The 18739-nt window shown below is 69.5% G+C and carries 19 protein-coding genes; 1 reads left to right on the top strand and 18 read right to left on the bottom strand.

Annotated elements, in window-relative coordinates; translation table 11 throughout:
• Positions 1–103: 103 nt before the first annotated feature.
• A complete protein-coding gene (locus tag ACZ6IM_RS21420) occupies positions 104–1933 on the top strand; it encodes a glycosyl hydrolase family 18 protein (protein WP_052840663.1) in 1830 nt (609 codons plus the stop codon).
• Between the two features lie 71 nt (positions 1934–2004).
• On the opposite strand, the gene ACZ6IM_RS21415 is transcribed toward ACZ6IM_RS21420, so the two are convergent.
• The 18 genes from ACZ6IM_RS21415 to ACZ6IM_RS21330 form a co-directional block, all read right to left on the bottom strand.
• On the bottom strand, positions 2005–2454 hold the full coding sequence (locus tag ACZ6IM_RS21415) for a DUF2550 domain-containing protein (RefSeq protein ID WP_052840664.1): 450 nt from the start codon (positions 2452–2454) through the stop codon (positions 2005–2007).
• 142 nt (positions 2455–2596) lie between these two features.
• Complete coding sequence (locus tag ACZ6IM_RS21410) at positions 2597–2971, bottom strand: F0F1 ATP synthase subunit epsilon (RefSeq protein WP_052840665.1); 375 nt, start codon at positions 2969–2971, stop codon at positions 2597–2599.
• A 131-nt stretch (positions 2972–3102) separates the two neighbouring features.
• On the bottom strand, positions 3103–4539 hold the full coding sequence (gene atpD / locus ACZ6IM_RS21405) for a F0F1 ATP synthase subunit beta (protein ID WP_052840666.1): 1437 nt from the start codon (positions 4537–4539) through the stop codon (positions 3103–3105).
• Entirely contained in the window at positions 4539–5456 is a 918-nt protein-coding gene (locus tag ACZ6IM_RS21400; protein ID WP_469558222.1) for a F0F1 ATP synthase subunit gamma, read from the bottom strand. Before ACZ6IM_RS21400 ends, atpD begins: the two co-directional genes overlap by 1 nt.
• 21 nt (positions 5457–5477) lie before the next feature.
• Positions 5478–7067 carry a F0F1 ATP synthase subunit alpha gene (gene atpA / locus ACZ6IM_RS21395; RefSeq protein WP_052840668.1) on the bottom strand — a complete coding sequence of 530 codons (1590 nt, stop codon included), beginning with the start codon at positions 7065–7067 and terminating at the stop codon, positions 5478–5480.
• 173 nt (positions 7068–7240) lie between these two features.
• The gene (locus tag ACZ6IM_RS21390) at positions 7241–8056 is read right to left on the bottom strand and encodes a F0F1 ATP synthase subunit delta (protein ID WP_469558220.1); all 816 of its coding nucleotides are present in this window, start codon (positions 8054–8056) and stop codon (positions 7241–7243) included.
• A gap of 5 nt (positions 8057–8061) precedes the next feature.
• The gene (locus ACZ6IM_RS21385; protein WP_210918043.1) at positions 8062–8622 is read right to left on the bottom strand and encodes a F0F1 ATP synthase subunit B; all 561 of its coding nucleotides are present in this window, start codon (positions 8620–8622) and stop codon (positions 8062–8064) included.
• 42 nt (positions 8623–8664) lie between these two features.
• A complete protein-coding gene (atpE, locus tag ACZ6IM_RS21380; protein WP_007387656.1) occupies positions 8665–8889 on the bottom strand; it encodes an ATP synthase F0 subunit C in 225 nt (74 codons plus the stop codon).
• Between the two features lie 75 nt (positions 8890–8964).
• Positions 8965–9789 (bottom strand): F0F1 ATP synthase subunit A, encoded by an 825-nt coding sequence (gene atpB / locus ACZ6IM_RS21375; RefSeq protein WP_469558216.1) that lies wholly within the window; start codon positions 9787–9789, stop codon positions 8965–8967.
• Positions 9790–10014: 225 nt separating this feature from the next.
• Positions 10015–10449 (bottom strand): hypothetical protein, encoded by a 435-nt coding sequence (locus ACZ6IM_RS21370; RefSeq protein ID WP_052840670.1) that lies wholly within the window; start codon positions 10447–10449, stop codon positions 10015–10017.
• Between the two features lie 271 nt (positions 10450–10720).
• Complete coding sequence (locus ACZ6IM_RS21365) at positions 10721–12025, bottom strand: MraY family glycosyltransferase (RefSeq protein WP_052840925.1); 1305 nt, start codon at positions 12023–12025, stop codon at positions 10721–10723.
• Between the two features lie 130 nt (positions 12026–12155).
• Positions 12156–13412, bottom strand: coding sequence for a serine hydroxymethyltransferase (locus ACZ6IM_RS21360; RefSeq protein ID WP_469558213.1), 1257 nt, complete (start codon positions 13410–13412; stop codon positions 12156–12158).
• Between the two features lie 222 nt (positions 13413–13634).
• Positions 13635–14315: an arsenate reductase/protein-tyrosine-phosphatase family protein gene (locus tag ACZ6IM_RS21355; protein ID WP_030187248.1), complete on the bottom strand. Its 681-nt coding sequence runs from the start codon at positions 14313–14315 to the stop codon at positions 13635–13637.
• Positions 14312–14959: an L-threonylcarbamoyladenylate synthase gene (locus ACZ6IM_RS21350; RefSeq protein WP_052840672.1), complete on the bottom strand. Its 648-nt coding sequence runs from the start codon at positions 14957–14959 to the stop codon at positions 14312–14314. The genes ACZ6IM_RS21355 and ACZ6IM_RS21350 overlap by 4 nt, the downstream gene beginning before the upstream one ends.
• A gap of 56 nt (positions 14960–15015) precedes the next feature.
• Positions 15016–15861, bottom strand: coding sequence for a peptide chain release factor N(5)-glutamine methyltransferase (gene prmC, locus ACZ6IM_RS21345; protein WP_052840673.1), 846 nt, complete (start codon positions 15859–15861; stop codon positions 15016–15018).
• Between the two features lie 52 nt (positions 15862–15913).
• Entirely contained in the window at positions 15914–16990 is a 1077-nt protein-coding gene (gene prfA, locus ACZ6IM_RS21340; protein ID WP_052840674.1) for a peptide chain release factor 1, read from the bottom strand.
• Between the two features lie 109 nt (positions 16991–17099).
• Complete coding sequence (rpmE, locus tag ACZ6IM_RS21335) at positions 17100–17324, bottom strand: 50S ribosomal protein L31 (protein WP_030672379.1); 225 nt, start codon at positions 17322–17324, stop codon at positions 17100–17102.
• Between the two features lie 124 nt (positions 17325–17448).
• Positions 17449–18597, bottom strand: a complete 1149-nt coding sequence (locus ACZ6IM_RS21330; protein ID WP_052840675.1) for an LCP family protein — start codon at positions 18595–18597, stop codon at positions 17449–17451.
• Positions 18598–18739: the final 142 nt, after the last annotated feature.

Here is an 18739-nt window from a genome sequence, read left to right as displayed (position 1 = left end):
GGTCCAGACCTATTGACCTATGGTCCAGACCTTTCTATTCTCGCGGCACTGCGGACATGAGGCTCAGTCATGCCCACAACAACATCCCCATAAGGAGGCGCACATGCGCTTCAGACACAAAGCCGCGGCACTCGCAGCGACCCTGGCGCTTCCCCTCGCCGGCCTGGTCGGCCTCGCGAGCCCGGCCCAGGCGGCCACGAGCGCGACGGCCACCTTCGCCAAGACCTCGGACTGGGGCACGGGCTTCGGCGGCAGCTGGACGGTGAAGAACACCGGCACCACCTCCCTCAGCTCCTGGGCCGTCGAGTGGGACTTCCCCGCCGGCACCAAAGTCACCTCCGCCTGGGACGCCACCGTCACCAACTCCGGCGACCACTGGACCGCCAAGAACGTCGGCTGGAACGGGACGCTCGCCCCCGGCGCCTCGGTCTCCTTCGGCTTCAACGGCAGCGGTCCCGGCTCCCCGTCCAACTGCAAGCTCAACGGCGGCAGCTGCGACGGCACCTCCGTCCCCGGCGACCAGGCCCCCTCCGCGCCCGGCACGCCCACCGCCTCGAACATCACCGACACCTCGGTGAAGCTGTCCTGGTCGGCGGCCACCGACGACAAGGGCGTCAAGAACTACGACGTCCTGCGGGACGGCGCGAAGGTCGCCACCGTCACCGGCACCACCTACACGGACAACGGCCTCACCAAGGGCACCGCCTACTCGTACAGCGTCAAGGCCCGGGACACCGCCGACCAGACCGGACCGGCCAGCGGCTCCGTGAAGGTCACCACCACCGGCGGCGGGGACGGCGGCAACCCCGGCACCGGTGCCGAGGTCAAGATGGGCTACTTCACCAACTGGGGCGTCTACGGGCGCAACTACCACGTCAAGAACCTGGTCACCTCCGGCTCCGCCGAGAAGATCACGCACATCAACTACGCCTTCGGCAACGTCCAGGGCGGCAAGTGCACCATCGGCGACTCCTACGCCGACTACGACAAGGCGTACACCGCCGACCAGTCCGTCGACGGCGTCGCCGACACCTGGGACCAGCCGCTGCGCGGCAACTTCAACCAGCTGCGCAAGCTGAAGGCCAAGTACCCGCACATCAAGATCCTCTACTCCTTCGGCGGCTGGACCTGGTCCGGCGGCTTCCCCGACGCCGTGAAGAACCCGGCCGCCTTCGCCAAGTCCTGTCACGACCTGGTCGAGGACCCGCGCTGGGCCGACGTCTTCGACGGCATCGACCTGGACTGGGAGTACCCGAACGCCTGTGGTCTCAGCTGTGACGAGACCAGCGCCCCCAACGCCTTCAGCAGCATGATGAAGGCGATGCGCGCCGAGTTCGGCCAGGACTACCTGATCACCGCGGCCGTCACCGCCGACGGCTCGGACGGCGGCAAGATCGACGCCGCCGACTACGGCGAGGCCTCGAAGTACATCGACTGGTACAACGTGATGACGTACGACTTCTTCGGCGCCTGGGCGAAGAACGGTCCGACCGCTCCGCACTCGCCGCTGACCGCGTACGACGGCATCCCGCAGCAGGGCTTCAACACCGCCGACGCGATGGCGAAGTTCAAGTCCAAGGGCGTCCCGGCCGACAAACTGCTGATCGGCATCGGCTTCTACGGCCGCGGCTGGACCGGCGTCACGCAGTCCGCGCCCGGCGGCACCGCCACCGGCCCGGCGACCGGCACGTACGAGGCGGGCATCGAGGACTACAAGGTCCTCAAGAACAGCTGCCCGGCCACCGGTACCGTCGCCGGCACCGCGTACGCCCACTGCGGCTCCAACTGGTGGTCCTACGACACCCCGGCCACCATCAAGTCCAAGATGGACTGGGCCGAGCAGCAGGGCCTCGGCGGCGCCTTCTTCTGGGAGTTCAGCGGCGACACCACGAACGGCGAACTGGTGAGCGCCATCGACAGCGGCCTCAAGTAGGACCGGTCAAGCAACATTGACGCTCCCCCGGACTTCGTCCGGGGGGACCCCCACCCAGCGGGTGAACGCGGCTACGCCACGTTCACCCGCTGTCCGGGCGGGGCTGCTTCCAGCCACGCGAGGAATCCGGTCAGCGCGTCGTCGCTCATCGCCAGCTCCAGCCGTGTGCCCCGGTGCATACAGGCCAGGACCACGGCGTCGGAGAGCAACGCCAGCTCCTCCTCCCCGTCCGGCACCCGGCGGCCGGCCACCTCGATCGCGGAGCGCTCGAGCACGCGGCGCGGGCGGGGGGAGTACGAGAAGACGCGGTACCACTCGACCCGGTCGCCGTTGTAGCGGGCCACCCCGTAGGCCCAGCCCTTGCCGTCGGTGGTGTCGCCCTCCTTGGGGGCGTCCCAGCGCAGGGAGCAGTCGAAGGTGCCGCCCGAGCGCTGGATCAGCCGGCGGCGCAGACCGAAGACGAAGAGGCCGATCACCACCACGGCCACGACGATTCCGCACACAGTCAGAGCGAGGGCCATCGACACCGACCTCCTCGTCTCCTAGGTAACGGAACGGAAAAAACACCCGGATCTGCCTCAGCCGCGGCCGGGTCCGGATGGCTCCGGTCCCAGCCGCGGCTGAGTGACGTCATGGCACGACGCTATCGCACTGTGCTGTGGATCAGCGTCCCGCCGCCGCGCGCAGTCGGACGTCCGCGCGACGCTCGGCGTGGGCGTCGCCCGCCGCCTTCGCCTGTTCGAGCTTCCGCTCGGCGCGGTGGACGTCGATCTCGTCCGACAGCTCGGCGATCTCGGCCAGCAGCGACAGCTTGTTGTCGGCGAACGAGATGAAACCGCCGTGCACCGCGGCGACGACCGTCCCGCCGTCACTCGTACGAATGGTCACCGGGCCCGACTCCAGCACACCGAGCAGCGGCTGGTGACCGGGCATGACGCCGATGTCGCCGGACGTGGTGCGCGCGACGACCAGGGTGGCCTCGCCGGACCAGACCTCTCGGTCGGCCGCGACCAGCGCGACGTGCAGCTCAGCAGCCAAGGTGGCTCCTCGGGTCACCACCCGGCGGGAGAGCCGGGTGTTGGTTACAAGTCTAAGGGGCGTGCCGGAGGGGACGGGACGCGCCCGCCCCCTCCGGGTGGTGAACCGTGCGGCTCACCGCGAGCCGGGGCTCAGGAGACGCCCAGCTCCTTGGCGTTGTTCTTCAGGTCCTCGATGCCACCGCACATGAAGAACGCCTGCTCCGGGAAGTGGTCGTACTCGCCGTCGCAGATCGCGTTGAAGGCCGCGATCGACTCGTCCAGCGGGACGTCCGACCCGTCGACGCCCGTGAACTGCTTGGCGACGTGGGTGTTCTGGGACAGGAAGCGCTCCACGCGACGGGCGCGGTGGACGACGAGCTTGTCCTCTTCGCCCAGCTCGTCGATACCGAGGATCGCGATGATGTCCTGCAGGTCCTTGTACTTCTGCAGGATGTTCTTCACGCGCATCGCGGCCTGGTAGTGGTCCGCCGCGATGTACCGCGGGTCGAGGATGCGGGACGTCGAGTCCAGCGGGTCCACGGCCGGGTAGATGCCCTTCTCGGAGATCGGACGGGAGAGCACCGTCGTCGCGTCGAGGTGGGCGAAGGTGGTGGCCGGGGCCGGGTCGGTCAGGTCGTCCGCGGGGACGTAGATCGCCTGCATCGAGGTGATCGAGTGACCACGGGTCGAGGTGATGCGCTCCTGGAGGAGACCCATCTCGTCGGCCAGGTTCGGCTGGTAGCCCACCGCGGAGGGCATGCGGCCGAGCAGGGTCGACACCTCGGAGCCCGCCTGGGTGAAGCGGAAGATGTTGTCGATGAAGAACAGCACGTCCTGCTTCTGGACGTCACGGAAGTACTCGGCCATGGTCAGGCCGGCCAGCGCGACGCGCAGACGGGTGCCCGGCGGCTCGTCCATCTGACCGAAGACAAGCGCGGTCTTGTCGATGACGCCGGACTCGCTCATCTCGTCGATGAGGTCGTTGCCCTCACGGGTGCGCTCACCGACACCGGCGAACACGGAGACACCGTCGTGGTTGTTGGCGACGCGGTAGATCATCTCCTGGATGAGCACCGTCTTGCCGACGCCGGCGCCGCCGAACAGACCGATCTTGCCGCCCTTGACGTACGGGGTCAGCAGGTCGATGACCTTGACGCCGGTCTCGAACATCTCGGTCTTCGACTCGAGCTCGTCGAAGTTCGGGGCCTTGCGGTGGATCGGCCAGCGCTCACCGGTGTACTGCTCGTCGACGTTCAGCACCTCGCCGAGGGTGTTGAACACCTTGCCCTTGGTGAAGTCGCCGACGGGGACGGAGATGGCCGCGCCCGTGTCGGTCACCGGGGCCTGGCGGACCAGGCCGTCGGTGGGCTGCATGGAGATGGTGCGGACCAGGCCGTCACCCAGGTGCTGGGCGACCTCCAGGGTCAGCGTCTTCAGCTCGCCCGCCTGGGCCGGGTCGGCGACCTCGACGTGGAGGGCGTTGTAGATCTCCGGCATCGCGTCGACGGGGAACTCCACGTCGACGACCGGGCCGATGACCCGGGCGACGCGGCCCGTGGCCGTCGCGGTCTCAACAGTGGTGGTCATTAGTTGTCACTCCCCGCGTTCGCGTCGGCCAGGGCACTGGCGCCACCGACGATCTCGCTGATTTCCTGGGTGATTTCGGCCTGGCGGGCCGCGTTGGCAAGACGGGAGAGCGTGTTGATCAGCTCGCCCGCGTTGTCGGTGGCCGACTTCATCGCGCGCCGCGTCGCGGCGTGCTTGGAAGCGGCCGACTGCAGCAGCGCGTTGTAGATGCGGCTTTCGACGTAGCGAGGCAGCAGGGCGTCGAGGACGTCCTCCGCCGACGGCTCGAAGTCGTACAGCGGAAGGATCTCGTCCTTCGCGCCCGACTCCGCGGCCACCTCTTCGAGACTCAGCGGCAGCAGCCGGGAGTCGACCGCCGTCTGCGTCATCATCGAGACGAACTCGGTGTAGACGATGTGGAGCTCGTCCACGCCGCCTTCCGCCGTGTCCTTCTCGATGGCCTCGATGAGCGGCGCCGCGACCTTCTTGGCGTCCGCGTACGTCGGCTCGTCGGTGAAGCCCGCGAACGACTCCACGACCTTGCGCTCGCGGAAGTTGTAGTGGGCCAGACCGCGTCGGCCGACGATGTACGTGTCGACCTGGCGGCCCTCACGCTCGAGGCGCTCGGTCAGCTGCTCCGCCGCCTTGATGGCGTTGGAGTTGAAGGCGCCGGCCAGACCGCGGTCGCTCGTGAGGAGCAGGACCGCGGCACGGGCCGGGCTGTCCGCCTCCGTGGTGAGCGCGTGCTTCGTGTTCGACCCGGTGCCGACCGCCGTGACCGCGCGGGTGAGCTCCTGCGCGTACGGCGTGGAGGCCGCCACCTTGCGCTGCGCCTTGACGACGCGCGAGGCGGCGATCATCTCCATCGCCTTGGTGATCTTCTTGGTCGCGGTGACGGATCGGATGCGACGCTTGTAGACCCGGAGCTGGGCTCCCATGAGTCAGGTCCCTTCCTTACGTCACTTGGCGACGGACGGGGCGTCCTCGCCGAGCAGCTTGCCGTCCGAGGTCTCGAACTGCTTCTTGAACGCCGCGATCGCCTCGGCGACGGCCTGCAGGGTGTCGTCGGACATCTTGCCGCCCTCGCGGATGGAGGTCATGAGGCCCTGCTCCTGGCGGTGCAGGTACTCCAGCAGCTCCTTCTCGAAGCGGCGGATGTCGGCGACGGGCACCTCGTCCATCTTGCCGGTGGTGCCGGCCCAGACGGAGACGACCTGATCCTCGGTGGCCATCGGCTGGTACTGGTCCTGCTTCAGCAGCTCGACCATGCGCTGACCGCGCTCCAGCTGCGACTTCGACGCGGCGTCCAGGTCGGAACCGAAGGCGGCGAACGCCTCCAGCTCACGGAACTGGGCGAGGTCCACGCGCAGTCGGCCGGAGACCTGCTTCATGGCCTTGTGCTGGGCCGAGCCACCGACGCGGGAGACCGAGATACCGACGTTCAGGGCCGGACGCTGACCGGCGTTGAACAGGTCGGACTCCAGGAAGCACTGGCCGTCGGTGATCGAGATGACGTTGGTCGGGATGAACGCCGACACGTCGTTGGCCTTGGTCTCGACGATCGGCAGACCGGTCATCGAACCCGCGCCCTCGGCGTCGGAGAGCTTCGCGCAGCGCTCCAGCAGACGGGAGTGCAGGTAGAAGACGTCACCCGGGTAGGCCTCGCGGCCCGGCGGGCGGCGCAGCAGCAGCGACACGGCGCGGTAGGCGTCGGCCTGCTTCGACAGGTCGTCGAAGATGATCAGGACGTGCTTGCCCTCGTACATCCACTGCTGGCCGATGGCCGAGCCGGTGTACGGCGCCAGGTACTTGTAGCCGGCCGGGTCGGACGCCGGGGCGGCCACGATGGTCGTGTACTCCAGCGCGCCGTTCTCCTCCAGCGCGCCGCGCACGGACGCGATGGTGGAGCCCTTCTGGCCGATGGCGACGTAGATGCAGCGGACCTGCTTGTTCGGGTCGCCGGTGCGCCAGTTGTCGCGCTGGTTGATGATCGTGTCGACGGCCAGGGCGGTCTTGCCGGTCTGGCGGTCGCCGATGATCAGCTGGCGCTGGCCGCGGCCGATCGGGGTCATGGCGTCGACGGCCTTGTAGCCCGTCTCCATCGGCTCGTGCACCGACTTGCGCTGCATGACCGTGGGGGCCTGCAGTTCGAGGGCGCGGCGACCGGAGGTCTCGATCTCGCCGAGGCCGTCGATCGGGTTGCCGAGGGGGTCGACGACGCGGCCGAGGTAGCCCTCGCCGACGGCCACGGAGAGGACCTCACCGGTACGCGAGACCGGCTGCCCCTCCTCGATGCCGCTGAACTCACCGAGGACGACGCAACCGATCTCGCGCTCCTCGAGGTTGAGGGCGAGGCCGAGGGTGCCGTCCTCGAACTTCAGCAGTTCGTTGGCCATGGCCGAGGGCAGGCCCTCGACCTTCGCGATGCCGTCGCCGGCAAGGGTGACCGTACCGACCTCCTCGCGCGAGGCCGCGTCCGGCTTGTACGACTGGACGAAGTTCTCCAGTGCGTCCCGGATCTCCTCCGGCCGGATCGTGAGCTCCGCCATCTGAGTTCCCTGCTCTCCTTGTTGGGCCCGAAGTTTCACTTGGGGGTATTCCACGAGTCGGGACTCCCCCCAATGAGAGGTGAATCCTCTGCACGGCCCAACCAGGGCCGTCGTAAGTACGTACTGCTACTGCTCTGTTACTGCTCTTGCTGTGCTGTTGTCGCGCGGGAGCGTCAGCTCGCCAGCCGGCGGCCGGCGTCCTCCAGGCGGTCCGCGATGGAGCCGTTGATGACCTCGTCACCGACCTGCACCCGGATTCCGCCGAGGACCTCGGGGTCCACGTCGAGGTTCAGGTGCATCGGACGGCCGTAGACCTTCGCGAGGGCCGCGCCGAGGCGCTGCTTCTGCGCGTCGCTCAGCGGCACCGCCGAGGTGACCACGGCGACCATCCGGTCCCGCCGGTCGGCGGCGAGCTTGGACAGGGACTCGAGTCCCGACTCCAGGCTACGTCCACGGGGCACGGTGACAAGGCGCGTCACCAGACGCTCGGTGGTCGGCTCCGCACGGCCGCCGAGCAGGCTGCGCAGCAGCTCGCTCTTGGCCGCGGTGGTGGCCGACCGGCTGGTGAGCGCGGCCCGCAGCTCGGTGCTGGAGGAGACGATCCGGCCGAACCGGAACAGCTCGTCCTCGACGTTGTCCAGCCGGCCACGCTTCTGGGCGGCGGTGAGGTCGGCGGTGCTCGCCAGCTCCTCCAGCGCGTCCACCAGGTCGCGGGACTGCGACCAGCGGCTGCGCACCATGCCGGCCACCAGGTCGACGGTCGGGCCGCTGACCTGGGTGCCGAGGAGACGCTGGGCGAGCTCGGCCTTGGCCTCGCCGGCCTGCGCCGGGTCGGTGAGGACCCGGCGCAGCGACACCTCGCGGTGCAGCAGCGCCGTGACGGCGGCCAGCTCGTCGGCGAGCGAACCGGCGTCCACGGACGTGGCGTCCGTCAGCGCGTCGAGCCGCTCACGCGCGGCGGCCAGAGCCTCGCGGCTCGCTCCGTGCATCCCACTCATCGGGTTGCCTCTGCCGTCGTCGCCTTGTCGTCCAGCTCGTCCAGGAAGCGGTCGATGACGCGGCTCTGGCGGGCGTGGTCCTCCAGGGACTCGCCGACGAGCTTGCCGGCCAGCTCGGTGGCCAGCTTGCCGACGTCCTGGCGCAGCGCGGACGCGGCGGCCTTGCGGTCGGCCTGGATCTGGGCGTGACCGGCGGCGATGATCTCCTCACGCTGCCGCTGGCCTTCCGCGCGCATCTCGGCGATGAGCGTGGCGCCCTGCTCCTGCGCCTCCTGACGCAGGCGCGCGGCCTCGTGCCGGGCCTCCGCGAGCTGTGCCTTGTACTGCTCGAGGACGCTCTGGGCCTCGGTCTGCGCGGCCTCGGCCTTCTCGATACCGCCCTCGATGGCCTCGCGGCGCTCTTCCAGAACCTTGTTGATGTTCGGGAGGAGCTTCTTGGCGAGGAAGCCGAAGACGATGACGAAGGCGATCAGGCCGATGACGAGCTCCGGCCACGGCGGGATGAGGGGGTTCTCCTTCTCACCCTCAGCCGCCAGGAAAACCAGGGCGGAAGTCACATCAATGCCTTTCGTCGAAAGGGTCGGTCGTCAGTCTTCGTCTTAGTAGACGAAGGGCATGACGAGACCGATGAGGGCGAGCGCCTCACAGAAGGCGAAGCCGAGGATCTGGTTGGCGCGGATCAGGCCGGCCGCCTCGGGCTGGCGGGCGAGGGCCTGGGTGCCGTTGCCGAAGATGATGCCGACGCCGACGCCGGGGCCAATGGCGGCAAGGCCGTAACCAACGGAGCTGAGCGAGCCATCGACGGCAGCAAGGGTCTGGGACATGCCAGTTCTTCCTTTTCTTTACGGACCGGTGGGGGTTGGCCACCGGACGGCTGGGGTGTGAGGCCGGGCGGGGACTCAGTGGTTCTCGGCGAGCGCGCCCTGGATGTAGGTGCAGGTCAGCAGCACGAACACGTACGCCTGCACGGCCTGGATGAAGAGCTCGAAGGCCGTCATGATGAGCGTCATCACGAACGAGACGCCCGCGTAGGCGAATCCGATGCCGTTCAGCAGGTACCAGCTGGCGATCGTGAAGAGCAGCAGCAGCGTGTGGCCGGCGAACATGTTGGCGAAGAGCCGGACGGCGTGCGTGAAGGGGCGGACCAGCAGGTTCGAGAAGAACTCGATGGTCATCGACAGCGGCAGCACCGCACCGAGGGACTTGTCGTAGCCGGTGACGTTCTTGAAGAAGCCGACGAAGCCGTGGCGCTTGAAGGTGAGCGACACCCACACGATGTAGACGATCAGGGCCAGGACCATCGGGTAGGCGATGATCGAGGTGACCGGGAACTGGGCGACCGGGATGATCGACCAGAGGTTCATCATCCAGACGAAGAAGAAGAGCGTCACGACGAGCGGGACGTACTTCTCGCCTTCCTTCTTGCCGATCGTCTCGTAGACCACGCCGCGGCGGATGAAGTCGTAGCCGGCCTCGGCGACCATCTGGAGCTTGCCCGGGACAACCTTCGGCTTGTTGAAGGCGGCCCAGAAGAAGCCCACGATGATGAGCGAGCCGAGGAGAGCCAGCAGCATCGGCTTGTTGAAGTACATGCCGTTGCCGTCTGCGTTGCCCCAGAGCGGCTCGAAGAGGAACGAGTGCAGGCCGGGAGCCGGGAAACCACATCCGTCGAAGATGTGGCAGTCGGTCTCGAAGGCGAGCACCTGCGTCGGGTCAGCACTCACCGCGGGCTCCTTCAGCGTGGCGCATGGATACGGCAACCTCGTTGTGTCGGCGCGGCGCGGGGCCGCTGTTCGGCACGGGACTGGTGTTACGGATGTGGGGGCGGCTGTGGGGCATCTCGCCTCGCGATTCAGCAGGCGTCAGCCGAGATGCCCGCGCCCGCGATGCCGCAGTTGGCACCGGACGATAGCAGGACTTCACATGCCTCTTTATCCCGGCCCTACCCCTCACGACGAGTGGCCCGTCTTTTCGGGCTTTTCGCCCTTCGGATCGGGTTCGACGTAGAGGATCTTGGCCTTCATGTGCGCCCGCGTCTGCGCGGCGATCCACGCGAGCGTGACGGCGACCAAAGTGATCGCGAAGGACCGGGGGTTGAACAGCGTCGTGTTCTTGAACGCGGCGAGGAAGACGAACAGCAGCAGGATCTGTGCCGCGTAGAGCATCAGGCCCATCGCCTGGAAAAGGTGCGGAAGCGATTTGGCGGTGCGCTGCAGGACGTAGAGGCCGATCCCCATGAAGAGCATCGCCACCACGGTCGCGACGACGGCTCCGACCGCGCCCTTGCCACCGGCGACCACGGCGCTGACGACGGCGGCTACAGCGCCGACGGCAGCCGTGGGCACGGCAGCCTGAAGCAGGATCCGGACGTCATTGGACGGCATGGCGGCAACTCCGCTTTCAACACACAGGGGGCAGGTGTCGTCATGGACGAGCGTAGCCCCGGGTCGGACGGTGTCCGCACGTTCAAGAGACCGTCGCACTACGGTCCTTGGGCTCTACCCCGGGAATACTCGTGAACCGTATCACAAACTATTTGATGAGGTCTTTACCTGTGGGTGTGCTTGCTGTCACACGTGAGAGTGACAGTGCGCGTTTGTGCAATTACTGGACCCACTTGTCTGGTAATGCGGGGTTTCATCCCGCTCACCCTTCTCACCTCGCCCGCGTACGGGGCCCGACGGCGGTCGCCCCGTTGACGCCCGAGACGCCGACGGCGACGCGGACCCGCTCGTCGTCCTCGTCCCCGTCCGCCGCCACCGCGGCGTCGCCCTCGGCCGGGGTGGCGGTGGCCGCCCGGCGGCGCCGGTAGCGCGGCGGCACGAAGGCCTCGGCCCAGCGGGGGGCGCGCGGCGTGAAGCGCGGCAGCAGGAGCAGGACCAGGCCGATCGCGCTGAGGAAGACGACGCCCAGCACGATCCACATCGACGCCGCGTTCACCGAGTAGGCGAGCGCGCCGAACGCGATCAGCGCCGAGAAGAAGTACATGATCAGCACCGCGCGGCTGTGCGAGTGGCCGATCTCCAGCAGGCGGTGGTGCAGGTGCCCCCGGTCCGCGGCGAACGGCGACTGGCCGCGCCAGGTGCGGCGCACGATCGCCAGGATCAGGTCGGCGGCGGGGATGGCGATGATGGTCAGCGGCATCAGCAGCGGGATGTAGACCGGCACCATCTGGTGCACGGTGTTGCGCTCGGAGCCGCCGAAGAGGCTGTCCGGGTCCACCTGGCCCGTGATGGAGATCGCGCTCGCCGCCAGGACCAGGCCGATCAGCATCGAGCCCGAGTCGCCCATGAAGATGCGCGCGGGATGGATGTTGTGCGGCAGGAAGCCCAGGCACATGCCCATCAGGATGGCCGCGAACAGCGAGGCGGGCGCCGCGGCCTCGATGCCGTACGAGTACCAGATCCGGTAGGCGTACATGAAGAACGCCGCCGCCGCGATGCACACCACGCCGGCCGCGAGACCGTCGAGGCCGTCCACGAAGTTGACCGCGTTGATGGTCACGACGACCAGCGCCACCGTCAGGAGGGTGCCCTGCCACTGGGTCAGCGCGACCGTGCCCACGGTCGGGATGGGGAGCCACAGGATCGTCAGTCCCTGGACCACCATCACACCGGCGGCGATCATCTGACTGCCCAGCTTGATCAGGGCGTCGATCTCGAACTTGTCGTCCAGGACACCGATCAGCCAGATCAGGGCGGCACCGGAGAGCAGTGCCCGCGGTTCGTTGGACTTCTCGAAGACCTGGTGCAGATTGGTCAGGTGGTCGGCGACCAGCAGACCCGCGCACAGCCCGAAGAACATGGCGATACCGCCGAGCCGCGGAGTGGGTTCCCGGTGCACGTCACGTGCCCGGATCTCCGGCATCGCTCCCGCCACGATCGCGAACTTCCGTACCGGCCCGGTCAGCAGATACGTCACCGCGGCCGTGACGCAGAGCGTCAGCAGGTATTCACGCACGGGCTTCCCCACAGGTCTCGCTGGCCATTCCCGGCCTCACAGCCTAGCGATGCAGGCATATGGATGAGGACTTCCGGGTAGCGACGATGGTTGCACGTGTGGCTGTGCACCCGTGTGCGCCTACCCTGCCTCATTCCGGATACGGGGGAAACTCCGCGACCAGATCCCGTACGTCGTCCCGCGCCGCGGCGGCCTCCGTGTCGCCCCTGAGCACCCCGGCGAGCAGCGTGGCCACCGCCCGCATCTCCCGCTCCCCCATGCCCTGCGTGGTCACCGCTGCCGTGCCCAGGCGCAGGCCGCGGGCGTCGCCGTGCGGCAGCGCGCAGCAGTCCAGGACGATCCCGGCCGCCGCCAGCCGGCCCCGTGCGGCCTTGCCGTCGACGCCGAGCGGGGCGGGGTCGACGGTGAGCAGGTGGGTGTCCGTACCGCCGGTGGTGACGACCAGGCCCTCCGCGGCCAGGTGGGCCGCGAGCGTCCGGGCGTTGGCGACCACCTGGTGGGCGTACGCGGCGAAGGCGGGGGTCGCCGCCTCCCCGAAGGCGACGGCCTTGGCGGCGATGGTGTGCATCTGGGCCCCGCCCTGGGTGAAGGGGAAGACGGCCCGGTCGACCCGCTCGGCCAGTTCGCTTCCGCACAGGATCATGCCGCCGCGGGGCCCGCGCAGCACCTTGTGCGTGGTGGCGCAGACGATGTCGGCGTACGGCACCGGGCTGGGCGCCGCTCCCCCGGCGACCAGGCCGATCGGGTGCGCGGCGTCCGCGATGAGGTAGGCGCCCACCTCGTCGGCGATGGCGCGGAAGGCGGCGTGGTCGAGGTGGCGCGGGTAGGCGATGGAGCCGCACACGATCGCTTTGGGGCGGTGGCTACGGGCCAGGGTGCGCACCTGGTCGTAGTCGATCAGCCCGGTCTCCGCGTCCACGCCGTAGCCGACGAACTCGAACCAGCGGCCGGAGAAGTTCCCCGGCGAGCCGTGGGTGAGGTGGCCGCCGTACGGCAGGCCCAGGGCGAGGACGGTGTCACCGGGGCGCAGCAGCGCGGCGTAGGCGGCCAGCACGGCGGAGGAGCCGGAGTGCGGCTGCACGTTGGCGTGCTCGGCGCCGAACAGCGCCTGCGCCCGTTCCGCGGCGAGCCGCTCGGCGACGTCGACGATCTCGCAGCCGCCGTGGTGGCGGGCGCCCGGGTAGCCCTCGGCGTACTTGTTGGCCAGCGGCGAGCCGAGGGCGGCCAGCACGGCGGGGGACGTGAAGTTCTCGGCGGCGATCAGCTGGAGGGTCGTCGCCTGCCGGCGGCCTTCGGCGAACAGGATCTCGGCCAGCTCGGGGTCCTGGCGCAGCAGGACTCCGAGCGAGCTGTCATCGGCCTCGATGATGTCGTGGGTGACCGACATGGTGCGCTCCGGGCATGCGTCGACGGTGACGTACGACCAATGTAGGCCCGCAAGCCCCACCCCGCCTCACGCCCGCGCCGGAACTCCCGTCAGCGCCGTCACCACGGGGACCCGTCCCCGACGCGCCCCTCGCACCACTCGGCCCCGGCCGGCCTCCCGGCCTTCGCGACGCTGCGGCGGACTCCGTCCACCGACTCACCGCCCCGCAAGCCCCACCCCGCCTCACGCCCGCGCGGGAACCCCTGTCAGCGCCGTCACCACGGGGTCCAGTGCTTGGTGTATCTCGTCGCCGATCGAGCGGAAGAACGTCAGTGGGGCGCCGTAGGGGTCGTACACCTCGTCCGCCTCCACCGTGGGCGCCAGGAGCCACCCGCGTAGCGCCGCGGCAGCGCGGACCAGGGCGCGGGCGCGGGTGACCACGCCGTCCTCCAGGGGAGGGAGCGTCGCCGGGTCGATGGCGTTCACCAGGCGGGTGAACTCCTTCAGGGTGAACGTGCGCAGGCCCGCCGAGTGGCCCATGGAGATGACCTGGGCCCGGTGGTCCCGGGTCGCGGTGAGGACCAGGTCGGCGCGGATCACGTGCTCGTCGAGCAGCTCCCGGCCGGTGAATCCGGCGGGGTCGGCGCCGAAGTCCGTGAGGACCGTCTCGGCGTTCGCCTCCATGGGGGCGCCCTCGTGGCCCCAGGTGCCTGCGCTCTCCACGATCAGGCCGCCGCCGAGCACACCGAGCCGCTCCTGCACCGCGTGCCGGGTCAGCCGCTCGGTGATCGGCGAGCGGCAGACGTTTCCGGTGCTGACGTGGAGGATGCGGAAGCTGTCGCGCGGGAGGCCGACGAACGTGGTCGTGATCTCCGCGGCGCGTTCCCCGTTGCCTATGCCACGCCCCGTCCCAGGGGCCGTCAATTCGCCACCTCGAGGTCGGGTACCACCTTGCGCAGCTCCTCCGCCGACAGCGCGCCCGCGCGCAGCAGGACGGGCACCTCGCGGGTGACGTCGACGATGGACGAGGGGACGATGCCGGGGGTCGGGCCGCCGTCGAGGTAGACGGAGACGGAGTCGCCGAGCATCTGCTGGGCGGCGTCGCAGTCCTCGGGGGCGGGGTGGCCGGTCAGGTTGGCGGAGGAGACGGCCATCGGGCCGACGTCGGTGAGCAGTTCGATGGCGACCGGGTGCAGCGGCATCCGCACGGCGACCGTGCCGCGGGTCTCGCCGAGGTCCCACTGCAGCGACGGCTGGTGCTTGGCGACCAGTGTCAGGGCGCCCGGCCAGAAGGCGTCGACCAGCTCCCAGGCCATCTCGGAGAAGTCCGTGACCAGGCCGTGCAGGGTGTTCGGCGAGCCGATGAGGACCGGGGAGGGCATGTTGCGGCCGCGTCCCTTGGCCTCCAGCAGGTCGCCGACGGCCTCCGCGCTGAAGGCGTCGGCGCCGATGCCGTACACGGTGTCCGTCGGCAGCACCACGAGCTCGCCACGGCGGACGGCGGACGCGGCCTCGCGCAGACCGGTCACTCGGTCGGTCGAGTCGTTGGTGTCGTATCGCCGTGCCATTTAGCGGGCCTCCTCGTACACGTACTGCGGGATCGAAGTCAGCGGGGTGCGGTCGCTCACGGCAGTGCCTTGCGGGCGGTGGCGAACCTGGGGCGGTTGTTGAGGTCGGGGTGGTCGGCCGCGTCGGCCCAGCCCCGCTCCTCGGTGAAGATCCACGGCACCTGGCCGCCCTGGGTGTCGGCGTGCTCGACGACGACCACGCCGCCGGGACGCAGCAGGCGGTGCGCGGTGCGTTCCAGGCCGCGGATCAGGTCGAGGCCGTCCTCGCCGGAGAACAGGGCCAGCTCGGGATCGTGGTCGCGGGCCTCGGGGGCGACGTACTCCCACTCGGTGAGCGGGATGTACGGCGGGTTGGAGACGACCAGGTCGACCTGGCCGTCGAGGTCCGGGAAGGCGGTCAGGGCGTCTCCCTGGCGCAGGTCGACCCTGGACCCCTCCATGTTCTTGCGCGTCCACTTGAGGGCGTCCTCGGACAGCTCCACGGCGTGCACGCGCGAGCGCGGCACCTCCTGGGCGAGCGCGAGCGCGATGGCGCCGGAGCCGGTGCACAGGTCGACGATGCAGGGCTCGACGACGTCCATGGCGCGTACCGCGTCTATGGCCCAGCCGACGACCGACTCGGTCTCGGGGCGGGGCACGAAGACGCCGGGGCCGACCTGGAGCTCCAGGTAGCGGAAGTAGGCGCGGCCGGTGATGTGCTGGAGCGGCTCGCGCGCCTCACGCCGGGCGACCACCTCCCAGTACCGGGCGTCGAAGTCCGCGTCCGGCACGGTGTGCAGCTCGCCCCGCTTGACGCCGTGCAGGTACGCGGCGAGTTCCTCCGCGTCGGTGCGCGGCGAGGGCACGCCGGCGTCGGCCAGCCGCTGGGTGGCCTGGGCCACCTCCGCGAGCAGCAGGTTCACGCTGGTCCTCCGGGGGCTGAGCTGTGGTCCGGTGTGGGTGGTGCGGCGGTGCTTACGCGGCGGCGAGCTTGGCCGCCGAGTCCGCGTCGACGCAGGCCTGGATCACCGAGTCGAGGTCGCCGTCCAGGACCTGGTCCAGGTTGTACGCCTTGAAGCCGACGCGGTGGTCCGAGATGCGGTTCTCCGGGAAGTTGTACGTGCGGATCTTCTCGGAGCGGTCGACGGTGCGGACCTGGCTGCGCCGGGCGTCCGCGGCCTCCTTCTCCGCCTCCTCCTGCGCCGCCGCGAGCAGCCTGGAGCGCAGGATACGCATCGCCTGCTCCTTGTTCTGCAGCTGGCTCTTCTCGTTCTGGCAGGAGGCGACGACTCCGGTCGGCAGGTGCGTGATGCGCACGGCGGAGTCGGTGGTGTTGACGGACTGGCCGCCGGGTCCGGAGGAGCGGTAGACGTCGATGCGGAGGTCGTTGGGGTTGATCTCGACGTCGATCTCCTCGGCCTCGGGCGTGACGAGCACGCCGGCCGCGGAGGTGTGGATCCGGCCCTGGGACTCGGTCGCGGGCACCCGCTGCACGCGGTGCACGCCGCCCTCGTACTTCAGCCGCGCCCAGACGCCCTGGCCGGGCTCGGTGGCGCCCTGGCCGCCCTTGGTCTTCACGGCGACCTGGACGTCCTTGTAGCCGCCCAGCTCGGACTCGGTGGAGTCGATGATCTCGGTCTTCCAGCCGACCCGCTCGGCGTACCGCAGGTACATGCGCAGCAGGTCGCCGGCGAAGAGCGCCGACTCGTCGCCGCCCGCGCCGGCCTTGATCTCGAGGATGACGTCCTTGTCGTCGCTGGGGTCGCGCGGGACGAGCAGCAGCCGCAGCTTCTCGGTGAGCTCCTCGCGCTGCTTGTCCAGCTCCTTGACCTCGGCGGCGAAGTCGGGGTCGTCGGCCGCGAATTCGCGCGCGGTCTCCATGTCGTCGCCGGTCTGCTTCCAGGAGCGGAACGTGGCGACGATCGGGGTCAGCTCGGCGTACCGCTTGTTCAGCTTGCGCGCGTTCGCCTGGTCGGAGTGGACCGACGGGTCGGCGAGCTTCTTCTCCAGGTCGGCGTGCTCGGCGACGAGTTCCTCGACGGCCTCGAACATCTTGGGCTCCTGCTTACTGCTCGGGAAGGGGAAGGCGGGCGACCAAAAACGCCGGTCCCGGCGCTCCCCGGGCAGGGGATGCGGCCGTGGACCGGCGGTTGGGGGCTCGCTACTTCTTGGAGCCGGCGGCAGCCTTGCCGAAGCGGGCCTCGAAGCGGGCCACGCGGCCACCGGTGTCGAGGATCTTCTGCTTGCCCGTGTAGAACGGGTGGCACTCGGAGCAGACCTCGGCCCGGATGGTGCCGGACTGAATGGTGCTGCGGGTGGTGAACGACGCGCCACAGGTGCAGCTGACCTGCGTCTCGACGTACTCGGGGTGGATGTCGCGCTTCAAGGTGTCTCCTACTGTTCCGGGAGGGCGCCGGGTCGCAGCCGCGGGATGCGGGAGCGTGAACCGGAGCCGACGTACCAGTCTGCCAGGACTGGCGCCATCCCCCAAAACCGGGGGGCGGCGTGAACTATTCCCCGGTGTCGACGACGCCCTTCGCCTCGCCGGTCGCCGTGCCCCGGGTGGCCGACTCGGGGATCGGGCGGTCGTTCTTCAGGGCCGTCCAGACCTGCTGGGCCTTGCCCTTCTCGACCAGGACGCGGTTGGCGTCGGCGGGGTCGTAGATCACCGGCATGGTGACCATGTGCATCTTGTCCGGGCCGATGCTCTTCAGGCCGCTCGCGAAGGACATCAGGGAGTTCACCGAGCCCAGGTCGGAGTCGGTGGTCACGGTCTTGGTGGCGGTGTCGGCGACGTCGTACAGCTTCTTGGGGTTGCCGAGCAGGCCGATGTCCTTGACCTGGTCGACCAGGGCCTTGACGAAGGCCTGCTGGAGCTGGATGCGGCCGAGGTCGGAGCCGTCGCCGACGCCGTGCCGGGTGCGGACCAGGCCGAGGGCCTGCTCGCCGTCGAGCCGGTGGGCGCCGGCCGTGAGGTCGAGGTGGCTGTCGGGGTCCTTGATGTCCTCGGTGGTGGTGACCCGGACGCCGCCGAGGTCGTCGATGAGGTTCTGGAAGCCGCTGAAGTCGACCTCGAGGTAGTGGTCCATGCGCAGGCCGCTGACCGACTCGACGGTCTTCACGGCGCAGGCGGCGCCGCCCGTGGAGTACGCGGAGTTGAACATCACGTCGTCGGCGGCGGGGTGCTCGCCGCCGTCGGTGTCGGTGCAGTCGGGGCGGTCGATGAGGGTGTCGCGCGGGATGGAGACCACGCTGGCCTTCTTGTGGCCCTTGTAGACGTGCACGATCATCGCCGTGTCCGAGCGGGCGGTGCCGTCGTCGGTGCCGCCGCCGAGCTTCTTGTTGCCGCCGGAACGGGTGTCGGAGCCGAGGACCAGGATGTTCTCCGAGCCGTTGTCGGCCTTCTTCGGCCGGTCGGCGCCGAGCGCCTGGTCGATGTCGACGCTCGTGAGGTTGCCGTTGAGCTTGAAGTACAGGACTCCCGCTCCGGTGCCGCCGAGGACCACGATTCCGGCGGCGCTCCAGGCCGCGACGAGCAGGGCCTTGCGCCGGCCGGTTCTGGGCCTGCGGCGGCGGCCCTTGCCCCGGTGGCCGGGTCCGGGGGTGCGGGACTGGCCGGGGCCGGGTATCGCGGGATCCGGCGTGCTCTGGGCGGACATGGGCTCCTCGGTGTTCGTCCGGTCGGTTACCCCCTGCGCTCAGGGTCGGGTCGGTCGGCTCCGGCGCGTTCGGCGCCGGTACCTCACCATGGTCCCTCCGTAGCTCAGACGGCGGAACTCGGGACAGGGTTGCACAACCGTC

This window comes from Streptomyces sp. NPDC042336, from assembly GCF_055581985.1.
Note: the sequence above shows the minus strand (reverse complement) of the source record. Positions and strands in the feature narration are given on the sequence as shown.